Here is a 15,842-nt window from a genome sequence, read left to right as displayed (position 1 = left end):
GTCGCGTCCGTCCGGCCTCCCGGGCCGCGACGGGCCGTCCCGGCCCGCCGGGCCCGGGTCCCCGCCGGCTCGCGTGCCGCGCCGCGGCGCGGCGGCCGCGTTGCCCACCGCGTCCTCCGCGGCCGGCGGCCAGCCGCCCGCCGCGAGGGCCGCGGCCAGGGGTGGGGCGACCAGGTCCCAGGACTCCGCCATCGACCCGCCGACGACCAGCGCCGTGGCGCCGAACGCGGCGAGCCGCGGGCCCAGTTCGGCGCCGAGCGCGCCGAACGCCGCGTCGAGCACCCGGCGCGCACGCACCTCCCCCGCCCGCGCCCGCTCCGCGATCTCGCGTACGTCGACGGCGACGTCCGCGCCGACGGGGGCGATCGCGCCGTCCGCACCCTCCGGGCCGCCGTAGGTCCCCGCCCTTCCGGGTCCGCCCGTGGCGCCCGGCCCTCTTCCGGAGCCCGGTCCCGTCCCGTCTCCGGTTCCCGCGGGCCGCGACCCGCCGGAGGCGCCCGCGGCGGCCCCGTACCGGGCGAGGATCGCCCGGCGCGAGACCACCTCCTCCAACGGTCTGCCGTCGATCCTTGCCAGGTCCATCCGGCCCTCCGGCGGCAGCCCGGGGCCCGTCGTGTGCAGCGTCCCGTCGGCGAGGAACGCCGAGCCGACGCCCGTGCCCAGGGTGACGCCCACCGCGCGGGTGTGGCCGCGGGCGGCGCCCGCGGCCCACTCGCCGGCGAGGAAGGCGTGCGCGTCGTTGCGGAAGGCGACGCCCGACGGGCTCCCCGGCAACCCGTCGAGCAGCGCCGCGCGCACGTCCACCCCGTACAGCGACTCGAACTTGCCGACGTCCGCGAAGAGCGCGACGCCCGTCGCGTAGTCGAAGGGACCCGGCACCGCCACCCCCCACCGCGCGCCCGCCGGCGTCGCCGGCAGGGCGCGCGCGCAGCGCAGGACCGCGCCGAGGATGTCCTCGGCGCGGGCCCGCGCGTCCAGCGGACGCCGCACGCGGGTGGCGACGGCGGCGGTCCGCGGGGAGACCAGCGCGGCGGTGACGTGCGTGCCGCCGATCTCCAGGACGGGGATCAACGTTCGGCGGCCTTCCTGACGAGGGCCTTGACGACCCGCACGGGCCCGCCGCCCGCGGTGGCCACCAGCCGGTAGCCGCCGACCGCGGCGGGCACGGTCAGCGTCTCGGCGTACGACAGCTCGTGGATGTCGCCGGCCGCGGTGTGCACGGTGACGCCCGCACCCTCGGCCACGTTGAGGACGTGGAAGCGGCCCTCGGTGTCGTCGCCGGCCTCGGCGCCTTCGTCCAGCGTGTACCTCCTGACTTCGTAGAACATCTCGTCGAGCGCACCGAGCAGGTCCTCGCGCCAGCCGGGTCCCGAACGCAGCTCGCGCGGGTCCTGCACCAGCTCCTGGGCCACGGCCTCGCCGCGCCGTGCGGTGTCGAGGTTCGCCAGCCCGTGTTCGTACGGCATGGGCCGCGGCCTGCCGTCGGCGCCGGGCCGCAGCCAGTCGTAGAAGCGGAGGCTGTAGAGGTACGGCGTGGCGCTGATCTCCAGGACGAGGTTGCCGGCGCCGCTGGCGTGCGGCGTGCCGGCGGGGATCATGAACAACTGCCCCCGCTCGCCCGGGAAGGCCAGCACGTGGTCCTCGGGGTCCATGGGCACCCCGTCGGTGATCGCCTTCTCGATCTCCTTGCGGAACTGCCCGGTGTCGGCGTCCTCGCGCAGCCCGAGGTACACCTTCGTCCCGGCGCTGCCGAGCGTCATGTAGTACGTCTCGTGCTGGGTGTACGACCAGCCGAACCGCTCACGCATGTACGCGTCGCGCGGGTGGCAGTGCAGCGAGAGGTTGCCGCCGTCGACGGTGTCGAGGTAGTCGAAGCGGATCGGGAAGGAGGTGCCGAAGCGCGCGTGCACCTCGGCCCCGAGGACGTCCTCGGGGGCGAGGACGCACATGAGCTGGAACGGCACCTCGGCCTGCGCGTCCGGCCCGGTGCCGATCAGGATGCCGGCCTCGGGGGCGATCAGCTCGTAGCCGAGGGCGGTGTTGGGTGCGTCGGGGGCGAAGCCCAGCTCGCGCTGGGCCCAGTGGCCGCCCCAGGGGGTCGAGTTGAAGTAGGGCCGGGTGCGTACGGGCCGGCGGGCGAGCGCGGCGAGGGTGTCGCGCAGCCCGTCGCCGTCGAGGTGGGCGGGGTGGTCGGGGTCCTGGACGTCGAGCCAGCCGTCGATGCGGCCGGCCAGCGCGTCGCGGTGGCGGTCGAGCATGGGCCAGTCGACGTAGAACAGCCGCCGGTGGGCGGGTGCTTCACCGGGCAGGCCCAGGTTGGCGCCGGTGGTGCCGGCGGTGACGGCGGCCTCGGCGTAGCGCTTGGGCACGTCGGCGTACCAGAGCAGGTCGTGCGGTACGACGGCGGCGCCGGGGCCGTAGACGATCAGCAGCCCGGCGTCGGGGCGGCGCGCCGCGGGCGGGGTGTCGAAGAGGTCGCCGAGGGGGTTCTCGGCGAGCTTGCAGTAGTGCGGGTCGGCGGTGTCCTCGGGCCGCTCGGTGCGGCGCCTGACCTCGTCGGCGGGCGCGTAGTGGCGCCGTACGTCGAGGAGGGCCACGGGGGTGCCGCGGGCGGTGAGCTCGCGCCGGAGCCGGCCGGCGAGGGCGTCCCAGTCCGCGGACGGGGGTCCCTCGACGGCCACTACCGCCGGGCCGTGGGGGAGTTCCGCCGCCACGGCCCGCCAGCCGGTGGTGAGGACGGCCGGCGGGGCGGGTGCGTAGCGCGGGTCGAGCCGGTACACGCAGTCTCCTTCGGATGTGGTTCAGCGGCGCCGGAAGAGCACCGCGGTCGTGCCGAGGGCGGGGAGGTCGACGGTGACCTCTCCGTCCCGTACCGGCAGGTCGTCTCCCGGGCGGCCGAGGTAGTCGGCGAGCCCGGCCCCGGTGACGGGGAAGAGGGCGCGTACCGGGCAGGCCACGGGCTCCTCGGCGAAGGACTGCAGCCGCAGCAGCACCGCGCCTTCGCCGGCTTCGCCGCCGGGGGTGGTGGCGCCGACGAGCCGCACCCGCGGGTCGCCGACCTCGGCGAACGCCAGCCCGGCGGTGGCCTCGGGGCCCCCGGCATGCGGGGCGCGGGCCCGTACGGCGTGCAGCGGCCGGCTGAGTCCCGCGGCGGTGCGGGCGCCGAGAGCGCCGTGCGGGGTGGCGCCGCCCGGACCGCAGGCCAGGCTGTAGCGGAAGGTGAACTCGAAGCCCTGCTCGCTGGGGAAGTTGGTGTCCCACAGGTTGTTGTGGATCCAGGAGAAGACGGTGGCGGACTCGTCCTGGCCCATCGTCTTGGGGAACGGAGCGTACGGCAGCGCGATGTTCCCGAACTGCACCAGCGGCGCGTCCTGGGTGGCCCAGGCGACCGCGAGCCCGTCGTCGGCGAGCGTCACCCAGCGGCGTACGGCCCGCATGTGCTGCGCGGAGCCGGGGATGACGGACAGGCCGGTGCCGGTGGCGCCGCCGGTGGCCTCCATGCGCACGGTGGGCGCCTCGAAGTCGAAGGGGAACGCGAAGTAGGCGCTCTCCTTGCCGAGGGTGGCGTCCTTGTCGACGCGGTTGTCGATGTCGAGGCGCGCGGCGCCGTGGGGCAGCGTCAGTGTCGTCCGCACCCGGTTGGCGCCGGCCGGGCGGGTCTCGTAGGTGAGGGTCTCCCCGGTGGCGGTGGACTTGCGCGCGATGAGCGCGGCGGGCGGCGCGACGGAGCGGTTGCCGAGGTGCTCCAGGCGCTCGGAGCCGGTGGTGCGGCTGGAGTTGTGGTTGAAGCCGCCGGCGGTGGTGTAGCTGTCGTGGATGTAGGCGTTGAAGCCGGCGACGGCGTCAGCGCGGACGAGTTCGCGTCCCGTGGCCTTGTCGACGAGGGAGGCGATGCAGGCGCGGGCGAGGTCGACGCGGACCGCGAGGTGCTCGTTCTCCAGCAGCGTGGGGTCGGCCTGGGCGTGCGCGGCGGCCGCGGTCTCGGCGGGGTCCTCCTGTTCGGTGCCGCCGGTGGGGTTCCAGCCGGTGGCGGCCTTCAGGACGGTGCCCTCGCCGTCGGCCGTCCCGTCCTCGGCGCCCTCGGCGACGACGTCGAGGCGGACGGAGCCGGCGGGCGGCACGTCGGCGACGCACACCAGCAGGAACCGGCCCGCGTCCCGGTGGTCGTCGTTGACCTGTGCCTGCTCCTCGTGCCGCAGCCGCTCGCCGGTGCGGGCGTCGCGCACGGCGACGCGCTGCTCCAGCGGCACGCTGCTCTCCGGCAGGAAGATCCGTACGACGTCGGTGCGGGCCCAGGAGCAGGTGTTGACGACGTGGTACGACACGGCGTCGGGCGCACCGGCGAGCCGCTGGCCGAGGCGGGCGCGGGCCCGGTCGAGCAGGGAGTTGCCGTCGTCGTACGCGCGCAGCGCCTGGCCGTACTTCCAGTGCCACTGCTCCTCGCCGCTGTGGCCGCCGTGGTCGCCGTGGGTCCAGGGGTCGCCGGCGCCCCAGGTGTGCTCGTCGAAGAGGGACACGGCCTCGTAGACGGGTGCGGAATCCCGGCTGTCGTCGGCGGCGCCGGCGGCGCCGAGGATGCCGGCGAAGGTGCCGAGGGTCTGCGCGTCGGCGACGGTGGCCTGTGCGGTGCGGGCCAGGGACAGCGGGCGGGCGCCGGAGCCGACGCCGTCGACCCACCAGTCGGTCCAGTCGCCCTCGAAGGTGCGGATCTCGTCGCCGAGGCGGGCTTCGGCGTCGGTGAAGAAGTCCTCGTTGCGGGAGAGCCGGAGCTGCGGGTAGGCCCAGGTCTCGTTCCAGCGGCGGACGGTGTCGGCGATGATCCGCCGGGGCGGTGCGTTGTCGCCGAACTTGCCCTGCACGCGCAGGTGCAGGATGTTCCACGGGTACGGCTCGCGCTTGACGTCGGCCTGGTCCATCGCCCAGCCGAAGATGCCGCCGCGGTACGGGTACGGGTTGCTGGCCAGCGACGTCAGATACGCGGGCAGCAGGTCGTCGACGCTGTCGTAGTCGGTGTCGAAGCCGAGCAGCGGGCCCTCCATGTAGGCCAGGCCGTGCGGGGTGTCGGTGACCCAGACGAGGATGCTGTTGCCGCTGGGTGCGCGCCAGCGGAAGAGGCGGGGCAGCTTCTCGCCGCCGACGAGGTGGGGCACGGACCGGCCGGCCCAGTTGTGCGCCACGGACAGGTACCTGACGCCCGCGGCGGCGAGTGCGTCGACGAGTCCGACGACGGCGCCGGGCACGTCGGTCTGCATCGCGGAGGTGAACTCGACGCCGTGCTCGTCGCGCACCTCGTCGGCGAGGCGCAGCAGTTCGTGCAGCTCGTCGGTGGAGCAGGTCTCGGTGTGCAGGTTGAACGGCATGGCGGTCAGCTCGATACGGCCCTCCCGGACGCGCCGCACGAACTCCTCGACCTGCTCGGCGGGGCGGGCGTCGGCCCACTGCCGGAAGGACCACAGGGACTCCACGCACCAGCGGAACCGGGACTCGGCGGGCCAGTCGTCGGTGGCGCGGGTCAGCTCCAGGCAGGAGTCGAGGAACGACAGGTGCTCGGCGAGGACGCGGCCCTGGGGGTCGGTGTAGCCGATGTCGAGGTGGGAGTGGTGGACGAGGTGCAGGGTCCACTGCCGCTGCGGGGTGAGGGTCAGCTCGATGCCGGTGTCGGCTGCGACACCGCCACCGGCATCGGCAGCCAGGCCGACGGTGACGCGCTGGGCGGTGTCGACGGCGGGCAGCAGCAGCCGTACGGACCCGCCGGGGCCCGGTTCCGGCGCGGCGGGCAGCGCCGCGCCGGATTCGGTGCGTACGACGAGACCGGCGGCGAAGCCGTCCGGCAGGGCGCCGCCGGTGGCCTCGACGCGCAGGCTCTGCAGCAGCCCGCCGCCCTCGGCGTGCTTGAGCAGCGGCTCCTGGGTCAGGCGCAGGGCGGTGCCGGCGAGGCTGCCCCCGGCGGTGACGACGCTGCTGCGCAGGCTGTCGCGGATGCGGTCGTTGTCCCAGTCGGTGGTCTTGACGAGGGCCCGAGTGGTCATGCGGTGGTCTCCGTACTCTCCCGCGGCGATGCGGGCGGTGAAGCGGGCGGGTTCGTGGGCCCGGCAGGGGTCGGCGGGCGGATAGGTCGGCGGGCGGGTGGGTCAGCGGGCGGATGCGGTGATGCCGCGCAGGAACAGGCCGCGGAACACCAGGAAGACCAGCAGCGTGGGCAGCGAGACGATGAACGCGCCGGCGAGGACCACCGGGGGCCCGGCGGTGCTGTACGCCTGGGTGAGGGAGTTGAGGGTGGCCATCACCGGCTGGACCTCGGGGCTGCGGCTGAGCGTGATGCCGAACAGCAGGTCGTTCCAGACGGCGGTGAACTGGAAGATGAACGCGGCGCCGAGCCCCGAGCGCATCAGGGGCACGTGGATGCGCCAGAAGATACGGCGCAGGGAAGCCCCGTCGAGCATCGCGGCCTCGGTGATCTCCGGCGGCATCGTCGTCATCTGGTTGCGGATGAGGAAGAAGGCGAAGGGGATGGCCCAGGCGGCGTAGACGAGCATCAGGCCCAGGCGGGTGTCGTAGAGGTTGGCGTCGGCGTACATGCCGAACAGCGGGGCCAGGAACATCTGCAGCGGGAACAGCGTCCCGGAGAAGATCACCCAGAACCACAGGGCGGGCCTGGGTATCGGCAGCACGATGACGGCGAACGCGGCCATCGCCGCGACCACCACGGCCACGCCTCCGCACACCACGGCGTACAGCATGGAGCTGCCGAAGCCGTCGCCGATGCCGGCGTCGGTCCACGCGGCTCTGATGTTGTCGAAGATGGCGAAGCCCTGCGGGGTCCAGTCGACCGAGCCGGTGAACTCCTCGGGCGGCGTCAGCGAGTTCACGATCAGGATGTAGAGCGGCAGCAGCCAGAGCAGCACGCAGCCGGCGACGAAGAGGTTGCGCATGTGGCGTCCCATGTCGGTGTCTCCTCTCAGTCCTTGGCACCGGGCATCTGGCGGCGCAGATAGAGCCACGAGGAAGCGACGACGATCACGGAGAGCACGAGCGCGACGGCGGATCCGTACCCGACGTGGAAGAGGCGGAACGCCTCGCGGTACATGGTCAGCGCCAGCGTCTCGGAGCTGCGCGAGGGACCGCCCTGGGTGAGGACCCAGATCATGTCGAACGCCTTGAGGCTGTTGACGATGGCCATGCCGACGACCACGACCGTCACGGCGCGCAACTGCGGCAGCGTGATGTGGCGGAACATCCGCCAGCCGGTGGCGCCGTCCAGCTCGGCGGCCTCGATCGTCTCGCGCGGGATGGCGCGCAGGCCGATGGCGAAGAGGACGACGTTCAGCCCGGTGGCCTGCCAGGTACTGGCGACGATCATCGAGAGGGTGTTCTGCGGCCACTCCAGCAGCCAGCCCTGCGCCCAGGAGTCGAGGCCGACGCCGCGCAGCACCTGGTTGACCGCGCCGTCGGTGGTGAGCATGAAGCGCCACAGCGAGGCGGTGGCGGCGCCGGAGATCGCGAACGGCAGCACGATGACGAGCTGGGCGAGTCCGCCGAAGCGGCGCATCCGGTGGGTGGCCACCGCGATGGCGAGGCCGGCGACGACGGGCAGCAGCAGGGTGCCGGCGACCCACATGAAGGTGTTGAGCAGCGAGCGGCCGAAGATCGGGTCCTCGGCGAGCCGCGTGTAGTTGTCGATGCCGGTGAAGCTGCTGGTGAAGCCGTTGTCCTCGAAGAAGCTGCCGTAGATGCTGCGGAGGAAGGGATAAACGAGCAGCACGCCGACGAGGGCGAGGGCGGGCAGCGCCCAGGGGACGCCGGCGAACGGGCCGCCCATGCGGCGGGCGGAGGTGTTCTTCGCGGCCTGGTGCGGGCTGCGGACGGGTATGCGGCGGCGGAGGCGTACGGGCTTGGCGGCGTCTGCCGTGCCCACGGTGTCGGTCATGACTTCTCCGCCTCCCGCCACACCTTCCACGCCTCGTCGGCGCGCTCCTGCATGGTCCGCAGCCCGCCGCGGTACGAGTGCGGGTCGATGAGCATGCCCGCGAGGTCGTCCACGGTGGACTCGACGAGTTCGGGCGGGCCCTGTTCCCAGAAGCGGTTGAGCAGCCACAGGTCCTTCGACTGGCGGATGACGCCTTCGATGACCGCGTTGGCGGGCTTGACCTTCGGGTTGGGGCTGCCGTCGGAGAGGCCGTGCGCGAACGCGGTGGCGACCTCGGGGTGCAGCCAGCCGCCGGCGGCTTTCAACGCCTCTTCCTTGTCCGGGCCCTTGACCGTGACGGCGAAGGCGCTGGATTCGAAGATCACGCAGGGGCGCGCTGCGGGGTCGGCCATGGGCAGGACGAAGGCGTCGACGGTCTTGCCCGGCTTGGCGCCGGCACCGGCGAAGACGCCGCCCAGCCACGTGCCGCAGGCGACCATCCCGATGTCGCCGTGGACGACCGCGGCGGCGGCGGCGTTGTGGTCCACGTCCATGCTGGTGAACCAGTTCTTGTCGAAGAAGCCGGCGATCGTGCGCAGCGCGCGTTCGGCGCGCGGGTCGGTGTAGCGCTCGCGCCCGTTCATCAGGTCGTCGTAGAACTGGGGGTCCTGACGGCTCAGGATCTCCTGGAACCAGATGAACGCGGGCCAGCGGCCGGCCGTGGTGCCGTGCAGCGGGGTGATGCCGTTGTCCTTCAGCCGGGTGCAGGCGGTGAGGAAGTCGTCCCACGTCTCCGGCTTCTGGAGGCGGTGCTCGGCGAAGACCTCGGGGTTGTAGAAGATCACCCAGTAGGCGAGGTTCATCGGCAGCCCGTAGACGCGGTCGCCGTAGGTGAACGCCTCGCGCAGCGAGGGGTCGACCCAGCCCTGGGACTCGGCGGACTCCCACTGCCGGGACAGGTCCTCGATGCCGCCGGTGCGCGCGAGGTCGCGCAGCCGGTAGCCGGACCAGTACTTGAGCAGATCGGGGGTCTTGTTCGTGCGGAGCGAGGACTTGACGATCTGCTCGAAGGACTCCAGTGACGGGATGACCTCGGGGACGAGCTGCAAACCGGCAGTGGCCTCCAGCGCCTTGCCGGCGGCCTGCAGGGGCGCCTCCCAGGTGGCGTTGTCGCCGTGGATGGCGACTTTGCCGGGCCCCTGGCCCGCGGCGCTGCCGCAGGCGGCGGCCAGTCCGCCGGTGGCGGTGGCGGCCGCGCCGGCCGCGGAGACACGGAGCAGGGTACGGCGGTCGAAGGGGTTGCGACGGGGGGTGGTCGTGCTCGGGTCGGCGGGTGGTGGGGGGATCGGCGGATGACGACCTGACATCGGGCGGCTCCCTGGGTCACAGTGCTCGTGTTATCGTTAACACGCACTGGAGGGAGCTTGACGGCCGACCGCGGCCGACGTCAATGGGCGTGCAGTGAAATTCCAGCAGACGGCCTGACAAGTCGGGCCGCGCTCTTTCTTGCGGCAGAATGCCCGAAATGTATAGTTCTGGCACAGCGGGGTCGCAGGCCCGTCGCCGCGCCTCTGCGCAAGGACGGCACCCGGCCGCCGGGCCTGCGACCTCGACGCCACCCGGGCCCGTGCCGCCGGCACCCGGCGAACGCGCCGACGACAATGGCCCGATGACCCACCCGCACCCCGCCCCCGCGCTCACCGTCGTCGGCCTGCTCAGCGGCACCTCGTACGACGCCGTGGACGCCGCAGTCTGCGACCTGCGCCTGGCCGGCGACGAACTGCTCCTGCACCCCCGCGGCCTGCACAGCGTCCCTTTCCCCGGCGAGCTGCGCCGCGCCGTCGCCGCCTGCCTGCCCCCGGCGCGGACGACGATGGCGGAGGTGTGCCGGCTCGACACCGAACTGGGCCGGTTCTTCGGCCGGGTGGCCGCCGAGGCGGTCGACGCGGCGGCGGGCGGACACGCCGACCTCGTCGTCTCGCACGGCCAGACCGTCTACCACTGGGTCGAGGGCTGCCGCGCCCGCGGCACCCTCCAGCTCGGCAACGCCGCCTGGATCGCCGAGGCCACCGGGCTGCCGGTCGTCTCCGACGTACGCACCCGCGACATCGCCCGCGGCGGCCAGGGCGCTCCGCTCGCCTCCACCCTCGACGCGCTGCTCCTCCTCGGCGAAGGGCCCGGCCCGCGGCGCGGGGCGCTGAACCTGGGCGGCATCGCCAACATCACGGTTCGCGGCGGCTCCGGGGAGGTCGTCGCGTACGACCTGGGTCCCGCCAACGCGCTCATCGACGCGGCGGTGGCCGACGGCACGGGGGGCGCCGAGACGATGGACACCGGCGGCGCGCGGGCACGGCGCGGCACGGTGGACCGGGAGCTGCTGCGCCGGCTGCTGGCCGAGCCGTACTACGCGCTGGCGGCGCCCAAGTCGACGGGCAAGGAGCTGTTCCACGGGGCGTATCTGCGCGAGCAGGTGGCGGCGGCGGGCGCCCGGCTCGCGCTGGACGACCTGGTGGCAACCGTCACGGAGCTGACCGCGGAGCTGGTCGCGGCGGCGTGCCGGGAGTACGGGGTCGAGGAACTGGTCGTCTCCGGCGGCGGGGTGCGCAATCCGGCGCTGATGGCGCGGCTGGCCGAGCTGTGCGCGCCGGCGCGGGTGTCGCGGATGGAGGACCACGGGCTGTCGTCGCAGGGCAAGGAGGGTTATCTCTTCGCGCTGCTGGGCTTTCTGTCGGTGTGCGGGCTGCCGGCGTCGGTCCCGTCGGCGACGGGCGCGCGCGAGGCGGCGCTGCTGGGCTCGATCACCCCGGGCGCGCGGCCGCTGCGGCTGCCGGAGCCCGCGGCGCAGGCGCCGGTGCGGCTGCGGGTGGTGTGACGGCGGGGGCCGGTCCATACGGGACGAAACCCCGGCACCGCGGCGGGCCGCGTCGGCGGCGGGCCGGGTCGTCGGGGGCGGCGGGTCAGCGGCGGGCGCTCAGCGCCGCCGCCAGTGCCGCCGTCGCCGCCGCGGCCAGGGCCGCGCCCGCCAGCGGCAGCAGCGGCAGCGGTACCTCCGCCGCGCGCGAGCCGCTGACCAGGCCGGTCACCGCGGCGTTCGCCGGGGAGCCGGCCGCCACCAGCACCGCCCCCGCACCGGCCAGCGTCGCCGGCACCGACCACGCCCGGCTGCGCAGCAGGGGCCGGTTGCACAGCGCGCCCACCGCCGTCCCCAGCAGCGCGCACGTCAGCGTCGCCAGCAGCCCCGCGCCCGTGGCCGCCGCCACCGGGACGGCCGTCTCCGAGGCCCGGTCCGAGCCGTGCGCGTCGCTGAGGAGCACGACGACGGCCACGCCCGCCGCGCCCAGCGCGCAGGCCGCCGCGAACGCCGCGGCCAGGCTTGCCAGATGGGCCCGCCCCGGGCCCCCGGCAGCGGCCGGACAGGCCCGTGCGGCGGGCGGCTCCACGCCCGTGCACACCCGCACCAGCCACGCGGCGACCGGCAGCACCGCCGCCGCGGCCACCCCGAGCGAGTCCAGCACCGCCTGTCCCGGCTGGACGCCGACGGCCACGGCCGCCGCGTACACCAGCAGCGGCGGCAGCCAGCGGTGCGACCTGGCGAGCAGGGCGAGTTGGTAGCGCACGAGCGCGGTCACGGTGCCGGGTCCTCCCGCGGTGCGCACGGCAGAGGGTGCACGCCGCGGATGTGCCAGCCGGGGCGCGCATCGAGCAGGGCCCGCAGCAGGGCGTCGGAGTGCGCGGCGGGCACCGTCATCCGGCGGCCGCCGCCGGGCAGTTCCTCGCACAGCGGCGCCCCGGGCAGATCGTCCGGCACGCGCGCGCCCGGCTGTCCGACCGCCTCGACCACCACCGCCGGGCCGCCGCCCGCCGGCCGGGCGACGCCCCGCCCGCCGCCGACGCGGTAGGCGGCGTACGGCACGTCCGCCAGCCGCCGGGGGTCGTGGTCGACGAAGACCACCGCCCCGCCCGCCGCCAGCCGTTCGGCCACCGCCGTGTCCAGCTCCGCCGCGCCCCCGCGTCCAGCCCGGTCCACGCCTCGTCGAGCACCAGCAACTCCGGCTCCGCGAGCAGCGCCTGCGCCACCGCGACCTTCTGGCTGCCGCCCTTCGACAGTTCGTCCAGCGGCGTACGCGCCGACTCCCCCGCCCCGAACCGCTCCAGCCACTCCCCCGCCCGCCGCCGCGCCTCGGCCCCGCGCAGCCCCTGCACCCGGCCCAGGTGCGTGAGGTAGCCGAGAGCCGTCAGCGGCAGGGCGGCGGGGAAGCGCTCCGGCACGTACGCCGTGCGCGCGGGGCGGTCGGCGCTGGGCAGGTCGATACCGGCCAGCAGCCGCAGCAGCGTCGACTTGCCGCCGCCGTTGGCGCCTTCGACGCGTACGAGCGCACCCGCCGGCACCCGCAGATCGACGCCGCGCAGCACCCACGGTCCGCGTCTGCCGTAGCGCCGCCCGACACCGTCCAGCCTCATGGACCCGGATCATTCCACGGTGGCGCACCCGCGACGACCGCAAGACGTGCGCCCGGGTGGCCGGATCGCTTACGGTGCACGGGCCGTTGGACTACTTTGTGGGGCTTCAGCGCGACTGGCGGGTGGGAGAGATCTGATGGGGGACGCAGATGGCGGCGGAAGAGCACCGGTGATAGACACCACCGTGCCGCAGTCGGCGCGTATCTGGAACTTCTGGCTCGGCGGCAGCGACAACTACCGCGTCGACCGGCTCGCGGGCGAGGCGTACGTGCGGGCCTCGCCCTCCATCGTCGACATCGCCCGCGCCTCACGCGCCTTCCTCACCCGCACCCTGCGCCATCTGGCCGTCGAGGCCGGGACACGCCAGTTCCTCGACGTCGGCACCGGGCTGCCGACGGCCCAGAACACGCACGAGGTGGCTCAGGCGGTGCATCCGTCGGCGCGGGTCGTCTACGTCGACAACGACCCGATGGTCCTCGCGCACGCGCGCGCCCTGCTGGTCTCCCGGCCCACCGGGGTGTGCGACTACGTGAACGCCGATGTGCACGACCCGGACGCGGTGCTGGCCGGGGCGGCGAAGACGCTGGACTTCGACGAGCCGGTGGGGCTGATCCTCAGCGGGATCGTGGGGCACGTCGCGGACTACGACGAGGCGCGCCGGATCGTCGCCCGGCTGGTCGACGCGCTGCCGGCGGGCAGCCATCTGGTGCTGAGCGACGGGACGGGCGTGGTGCACCGGGAGGCCAGGCGGGCGCAGGACGCGTACAACAGGAGCGGCGCGGTGCCGTATGTGCTGCGCACGCCGCAGGAGATAGAAGGTTTCTTCACGGGCCTGGAGCCGCTGGCTCCCGGTGTCGTGTCGTGTCCCCGGTGGCGGCCGGAGGGCGGCGGGGAGCCGGAGCCGGTCGACCTGTTCGGCGGTGTCGGAAGGAAGGCGGGGAGCGAGTGACGCGAGCGGAGTTCGATCCGGGGGCGGTACGGGCCGTCGCGTTCGACATCTTCGGCACCACGGTCGACTGGCGTACGGGCGTCGCGGAGCAGGTGACGCATCTGGCGCGGCGGCGCGGGGTGGAGCTGGACGGCGCTCGCTTCGCCGACGAGTGGCGGGAGATGTACCTGCCGTCGATGGGCCGGGTCAACGAGGGCGAGCGGGCGTGGGCGTATCTCGACGTGCTGCACCGCGAGTCGCTGGACGAGCTGCTCGAACGCCACGGCGTCGCGGCCGCCTTCGACGACGCCGACCGCGCTGAGCTGGTACGCGCCTGGCACCGGCTGCCCGCGTGGGACGACGCGGCCGAGGGGCTGGCGCGGCTGCGCGGCCGGTATGTGGTGGCGGCGCTGTCCAACGGCGGCTTCGCGCTGCTCACGCGGCTGGTGAAGGCGGCGGGGCTGCCCTTCGACTGCATCCTCTCCGCCGAGCTGGCGCAGCGCTACAAGCCGGACCCGGCGCCGTATCTGACGGCCGCGGGCCTGCTGGACGTCGCGCCCGGTGAGCTGCTGATGGTGGCATGCCACGGCTGGGACCTGGCGGGGGCGCGCGGCGCGGGGCTCAGGACGGCGTTCGTGACCCGCCCGCGGGAGAAGGGTCCGGCGGGCGGGGACACGGACGTGCCGGGCGATGTCACGGCGGCGGACTTCACCGATCTGGCCGACCGGCTGGGCTGTCCGTGACGGCGCCCTCACGCACCGTCCGTCCGTACGAAAGCAATCAGCCACTCGGCGCGGGCTTCGCCTGCGGGGCCAGTTCGTCCCAGGCGACCGTGCGGTCGCACCAGCGCTCCAGCAGCGTCCGGTCGTGCCCCACGGCCAGCAGCGCGGCGCCCGAGCCGCGGCGGTAGTCCTCGACCGCCGCGACCAGCGCCGCGGTGGTGGAGGCGTCGAGCATCGCCGTCATCTCGTCGCACACCAGGATCCGGGGGCGCAGCGCCAGCGCGCGGGCGAGGCAGGCCCGTTGGAGCTGGCCGTCGCTGACCTCGTGGGGCCGGCGGGCCAGCAGGTCGGGGGTGAGGCCGACGAGCGCGGCCAGTTCCCCGGTGCGGCCCTGCGCCTCGGCGCGGCGGCCGGTGGCACGCAGCGGCTCGCCGATCAGTGCGGCCAGGGTCAGCCGCGGGTCGGCGGCGAGGCGGGGCTGCTGGAAGACGACGCCGAAGGCGGTGCGCTGGGCGCGGGGGGCGCGGTGGCGCCAGCCGGGTACGGGCGCGCCGTCGAGCAGCACCTCGCCGGCGTCCGGGCGGTGCAGCAGCGCGGCGACGCGGGCCAGGGTGGACTTGCCGCACCCGCTGGGCCCGAGGAGCCCGGCGGCCTCGCCGGGGGCGAGGGTGAAGGAGACGTCGCGGACGACGGGGGCGCGGCGGTCGTATCCGGCGGTGACGGCGCGGAGTTGCAGCGGCGGGGCTTCAGCGGACATCGACGGCCTCCGGCTGCTGGGGCGGACCGGGCTCGCCGGTCCGCGGCGTCGGCAACTGCTTCGCCCCGGTGTTCCCGGGCTTCCCCACGAACACGGTGGCGGGCAGCGGGTGGTGGCACGCCACCCCCGCCGTGAGGACGGGCACCGCCGCGCAGGCGGCCGTGGCGTACGTGCACCGCGGGGCGAACGCGCAGCCCGGCGGCAGCGCGCCCAGCTCCGGCGGCATGCCGGGGATGGGCGTGAAGCCGCGTTCCGGGAGGGCGTCGAGGAGGCCGCGGGCGTACGGGTGCCGGGGTCCCGGGGTGCCGAAGAAGGCGGCGGCGTCGGCGAGTTCGACGATCCGCCCGGCGTACATCACGGCCACCCGGTCGGCGATGCGCTCCGCCGCGGCCAGGTCGTGGGTGATCATCAGCAGCCCGTGCCCGTCGTCGACCTGGCGGCGCAGCTCGTCGACCGTGCGCTCGACGAGGTCCCGGTCGAGACCGGTGGTCGGCTCGTCGGCGAGCAGCAGCGGCGGGCCGCCGACGAGGGCGAGGGCGGTGGCGGCGCGCTGGGCGAGGCCGCCGGACAGTTCGTGCGGGTAGCGGTCGAGGTGGTCGGCGGGGAACGCGGCCCGCTCCGCGGCCTCTTCGGCGGCGGCGCGCAGCCCGGCCCTGCCGCGGGTGTCCGTCAGCTCCCGGACGACCTCCTGGAGCTGGGAGCGCACGGTCCGTACGGGCGTGAGGTGCGCGGCCGGGGACTGCGGAATGAGGCCGACGCGGCGGCCCCGGACCCGGCGGGCCAGCTCCGCCTCCTCGGCGCCGAGGAGTTCCAGCGCGCCGAGGTGCGCGGCGCCCGCGGTCTCGGCGTTCTCGGGCAGCAGCCCGAGGAGCGCCGAGGCCAGGACGGACTTGCCGCAGCCGCTCTCGCCGACGAGCGCGACGCACTCGCCGGGGGCGAGGGCCAGACAGACATCGGTGACGGCCGCGACGTACCGGCCGCGGCGCATCCGGAAGCGGACCGACATCCGGTCGAGGGCCAGCAGTGGGGCGGCCCCTGCGGTGTCACGGTCGTCGCGGTCGTTCCGGT

General features: G+C 74.8%; 11 protein-coding genes and 2 pseudogenes. 3 read left to right on the top strand and 10 right to left on the bottom strand.

What is annotated here, in order from left to right; all coding sequences use genetic code 11:
* Positions 1-123: 123 nt before the first annotated feature.
* From ABGA99_RS03165 to ABGA99_RS03140, 6 genes and pseudogenes are all read right to left on the bottom strand, one after another.
* Positions 124-1,071, bottom strand: a pseudogene (locus tag ABGA99_RS03165) (ROK family protein); the annotation flags it as partial.
* Positions 1,068-2,780: a hypothetical protein gene (locus ABGA99_RS03160; protein ID WP_347576857.1), complete on the bottom strand. Its 1,713-nt coding sequence runs from the start codon at positions 2,778-2,780 to the stop codon at positions 1,068-1,070. The pseudogene ABGA99_RS03165 and the gene ABGA99_RS03160, both read right to left, overlap by 4 nt.
* A gap of 21 nt (positions 2,781-2,801) precedes the next feature.
* The gene (locus ABGA99_RS03155) at positions 2,802-6,029 is read right to left on the bottom strand and encodes an alpha-mannosidase (protein WP_347576856.1); all 3,228 of its coding nucleotides are present in this window, start codon (positions 6,027-6,029) and stop codon (positions 2,802-2,804) included.
* 102 nt (positions 6,030-6,131) lie between these two features.
* Positions 6,132-6,944: a carbohydrate ABC transporter permease gene (locus ABGA99_RS03150; protein WP_347576855.1), complete on the bottom strand. Its 813-nt coding sequence runs from the start codon at positions 6,942-6,944 to the stop codon at positions 6,132-6,134.
* Between the two features lie 14 nt (positions 6,945-6,958).
* Complete coding sequence (locus ABGA99_RS03145; RefSeq protein WP_347576854.1) at positions 6,959-7,927, bottom strand: sugar ABC transporter permease; 969 nt, start codon at positions 7,925-7,927, stop codon at positions 6,959-6,961.
* Positions 7,924-9,273: an extracellular solute-binding protein gene (locus tag ABGA99_RS03140; RefSeq protein WP_347576853.1), complete on the bottom strand. Its 1,350-nt coding sequence runs from the start codon at positions 9,271-9,273 to the stop codon at positions 7,924-7,926. Before ABGA99_RS03140 ends, ABGA99_RS03145 begins: the two co-directional genes overlap by 4 nt.
* Before the next feature lie 302 nt (positions 9,274-9,575).
* Between ABGA99_RS03140 and ABGA99_RS03135 the strand changes: the two genes are divergently transcribed.
* Positions 9,576-10,778 (top strand): anhydro-N-acetylmuramic acid kinase, encoded by a 1,203-nt coding sequence (locus tag ABGA99_RS03135; protein ID WP_347576852.1) that lies wholly within the window; start codon positions 9,576-9,578, stop codon positions 10,776-10,778.
* Between the two features lie 85 nt (positions 10,779-10,863).
* Here ABGA99_RS03135 and ABGA99_RS03130 read toward each other — a convergent pair whose 3' ends face one another.
* Together ABGA99_RS03130 and ABGA99_RS03125 are read right to left on the bottom strand one after the other, a co-directional pair.
* Positions 10,864-11,535 (bottom strand): ABC transporter, encoded by a 672-nt coding sequence (locus ABGA99_RS03130; RefSeq protein ID WP_347576851.1) that lies wholly within the window; start codon positions 11,533-11,535, stop codon positions 10,864-10,866.
* Positions 11,532-12,367, bottom strand: a pseudogene (locus ABGA99_RS03125) (ATP-binding cassette domain-containing protein). The gene ABGA99_RS03130 and the pseudogene ABGA99_RS03125 overlap by 4 nt, the downstream one beginning before the upstream one ends.
* 136 nt (positions 12,368-12,503) lie before the next feature.
* On the opposite strand from ABGA99_RS03125, the gene ABGA99_RS03120 reads away from it, so the two are divergent.
* Both ABGA99_RS03120 and ABGA99_RS03115 read left to right on the top strand, forming a co-directional pair.
* A complete protein-coding gene (locus ABGA99_RS03120) occupies positions 12,504-13,316 on the top strand; it encodes an SAM-dependent methyltransferase (protein WP_347582112.1) in 813 nt (270 codons plus the stop codon).
* Positions 13,313-14,038, top strand: coding sequence for a haloacid dehalogenase type II (locus tag ABGA99_RS03115; RefSeq protein ID WP_347576848.1), 726 nt, complete (start codon positions 13,313-13,315; stop codon positions 14,036-14,038). The genes ABGA99_RS03120 and ABGA99_RS03115 overlap by 4 nt, the downstream gene beginning before the upstream one ends.
* A gap of 37 nt (positions 14,039-14,075) precedes the next feature.
* Here ABGA99_RS03115 and ABGA99_RS03110 read toward each other — a convergent pair whose 3' ends face one another.
* Together ABGA99_RS03110 and ABGA99_RS03105 are read right to left on the bottom strand one after the other, a co-directional pair.
* Positions 14,076-14,774, bottom strand: coding sequence for an ATP-binding cassette domain-containing protein (locus ABGA99_RS03110; protein ID WP_347576847.1), 699 nt, complete (start codon positions 14,772-14,774; stop codon positions 14,076-14,078).
* The gene (locus ABGA99_RS03105; protein WP_347582218.1) at positions 14,764-15,780 is read right to left on the bottom strand and encodes an ABC transporter ATP-binding protein; all 1,017 of its coding nucleotides are present in this window, start codon (positions 15,778-15,780) and stop codon (positions 14,764-14,766) included. Before ABGA99_RS03105 ends, ABGA99_RS03110 begins: the two co-directional genes overlap by 11 nt.
* Positions 15,781-15,842 lie beyond the last annotated feature (62 nt).

Source organism: Streptomyces sp. B5E4 (assembly GCF_039871555.1).
GTDB lineage: Bacteria > Actinomycetota > Actinomycetes > Streptomycetales > Streptomycetaceae > Streptomyces.
Note: the sequence above shows the minus strand (reverse complement) of the source record. Positions and strands in the feature narration are given on the sequence as shown.

What these genes read in the sequence shown, in the direction of transcription:
- ABGA99_RS03155 (WP_347576856.1), bottom strand. Translation starts at nt 6,029, where the DNA reads ATGACCACTCGGGCCCTCGTCAAGACCACCGACTGGGACAACGACCGC.
- ABGA99_RS03150 (WP_347576855.1), bottom strand. Translation starts at nt 6,944, where the DNA reads ATGGGACGCCACATGCGCAACCTCTTCGTCGCCGGCTGCGTGCTGCTC.
- ABGA99_RS03145 (WP_347576854.1), bottom strand. Translation starts at nt 7,927, where the DNA reads ATGACCGACACCGTGGGCACGGCAGACGCCGCCAAGCCCGTACGCCTC.
- ABGA99_RS03140 (WP_347576853.1), bottom strand. Translation starts at nt 9,273, where the DNA reads ATGTCAGGTCGTCATCCGCCGATCCCCCCACCACCCGCCGACCCGAGC.
- ABGA99_RS03135 (WP_347576852.1), top strand. Translation starts at nt 9,576, where the DNA reads ATGACCCACCCGCACCCCGCCCCCGCGCTCACCGTCGTCGGCCTGCTC.
- ABGA99_RS03120 (WP_347582112.1), top strand. Translation starts at nt 12,504, where the DNA reads ATGGGGGACGCAGATGGCGGCGGAAGAGCACCGGTGATAGACACCACC.
- ABGA99_RS03110 (WP_347576847.1), bottom strand. Translation starts at nt 14,774, where the DNA reads ATGTCCGCTGAAGCCCCGCCGCTGCAACTCCGCGCCGTCACCGCCGGA.
- ABGA99_RS03105 (WP_347582218.1), bottom strand. Translation starts at nt 15,780, where the DNA reads ATGTCGGTCCGCTTCCGGATGCGCCGCGGCCGGTACGTCGCGGCCGTC.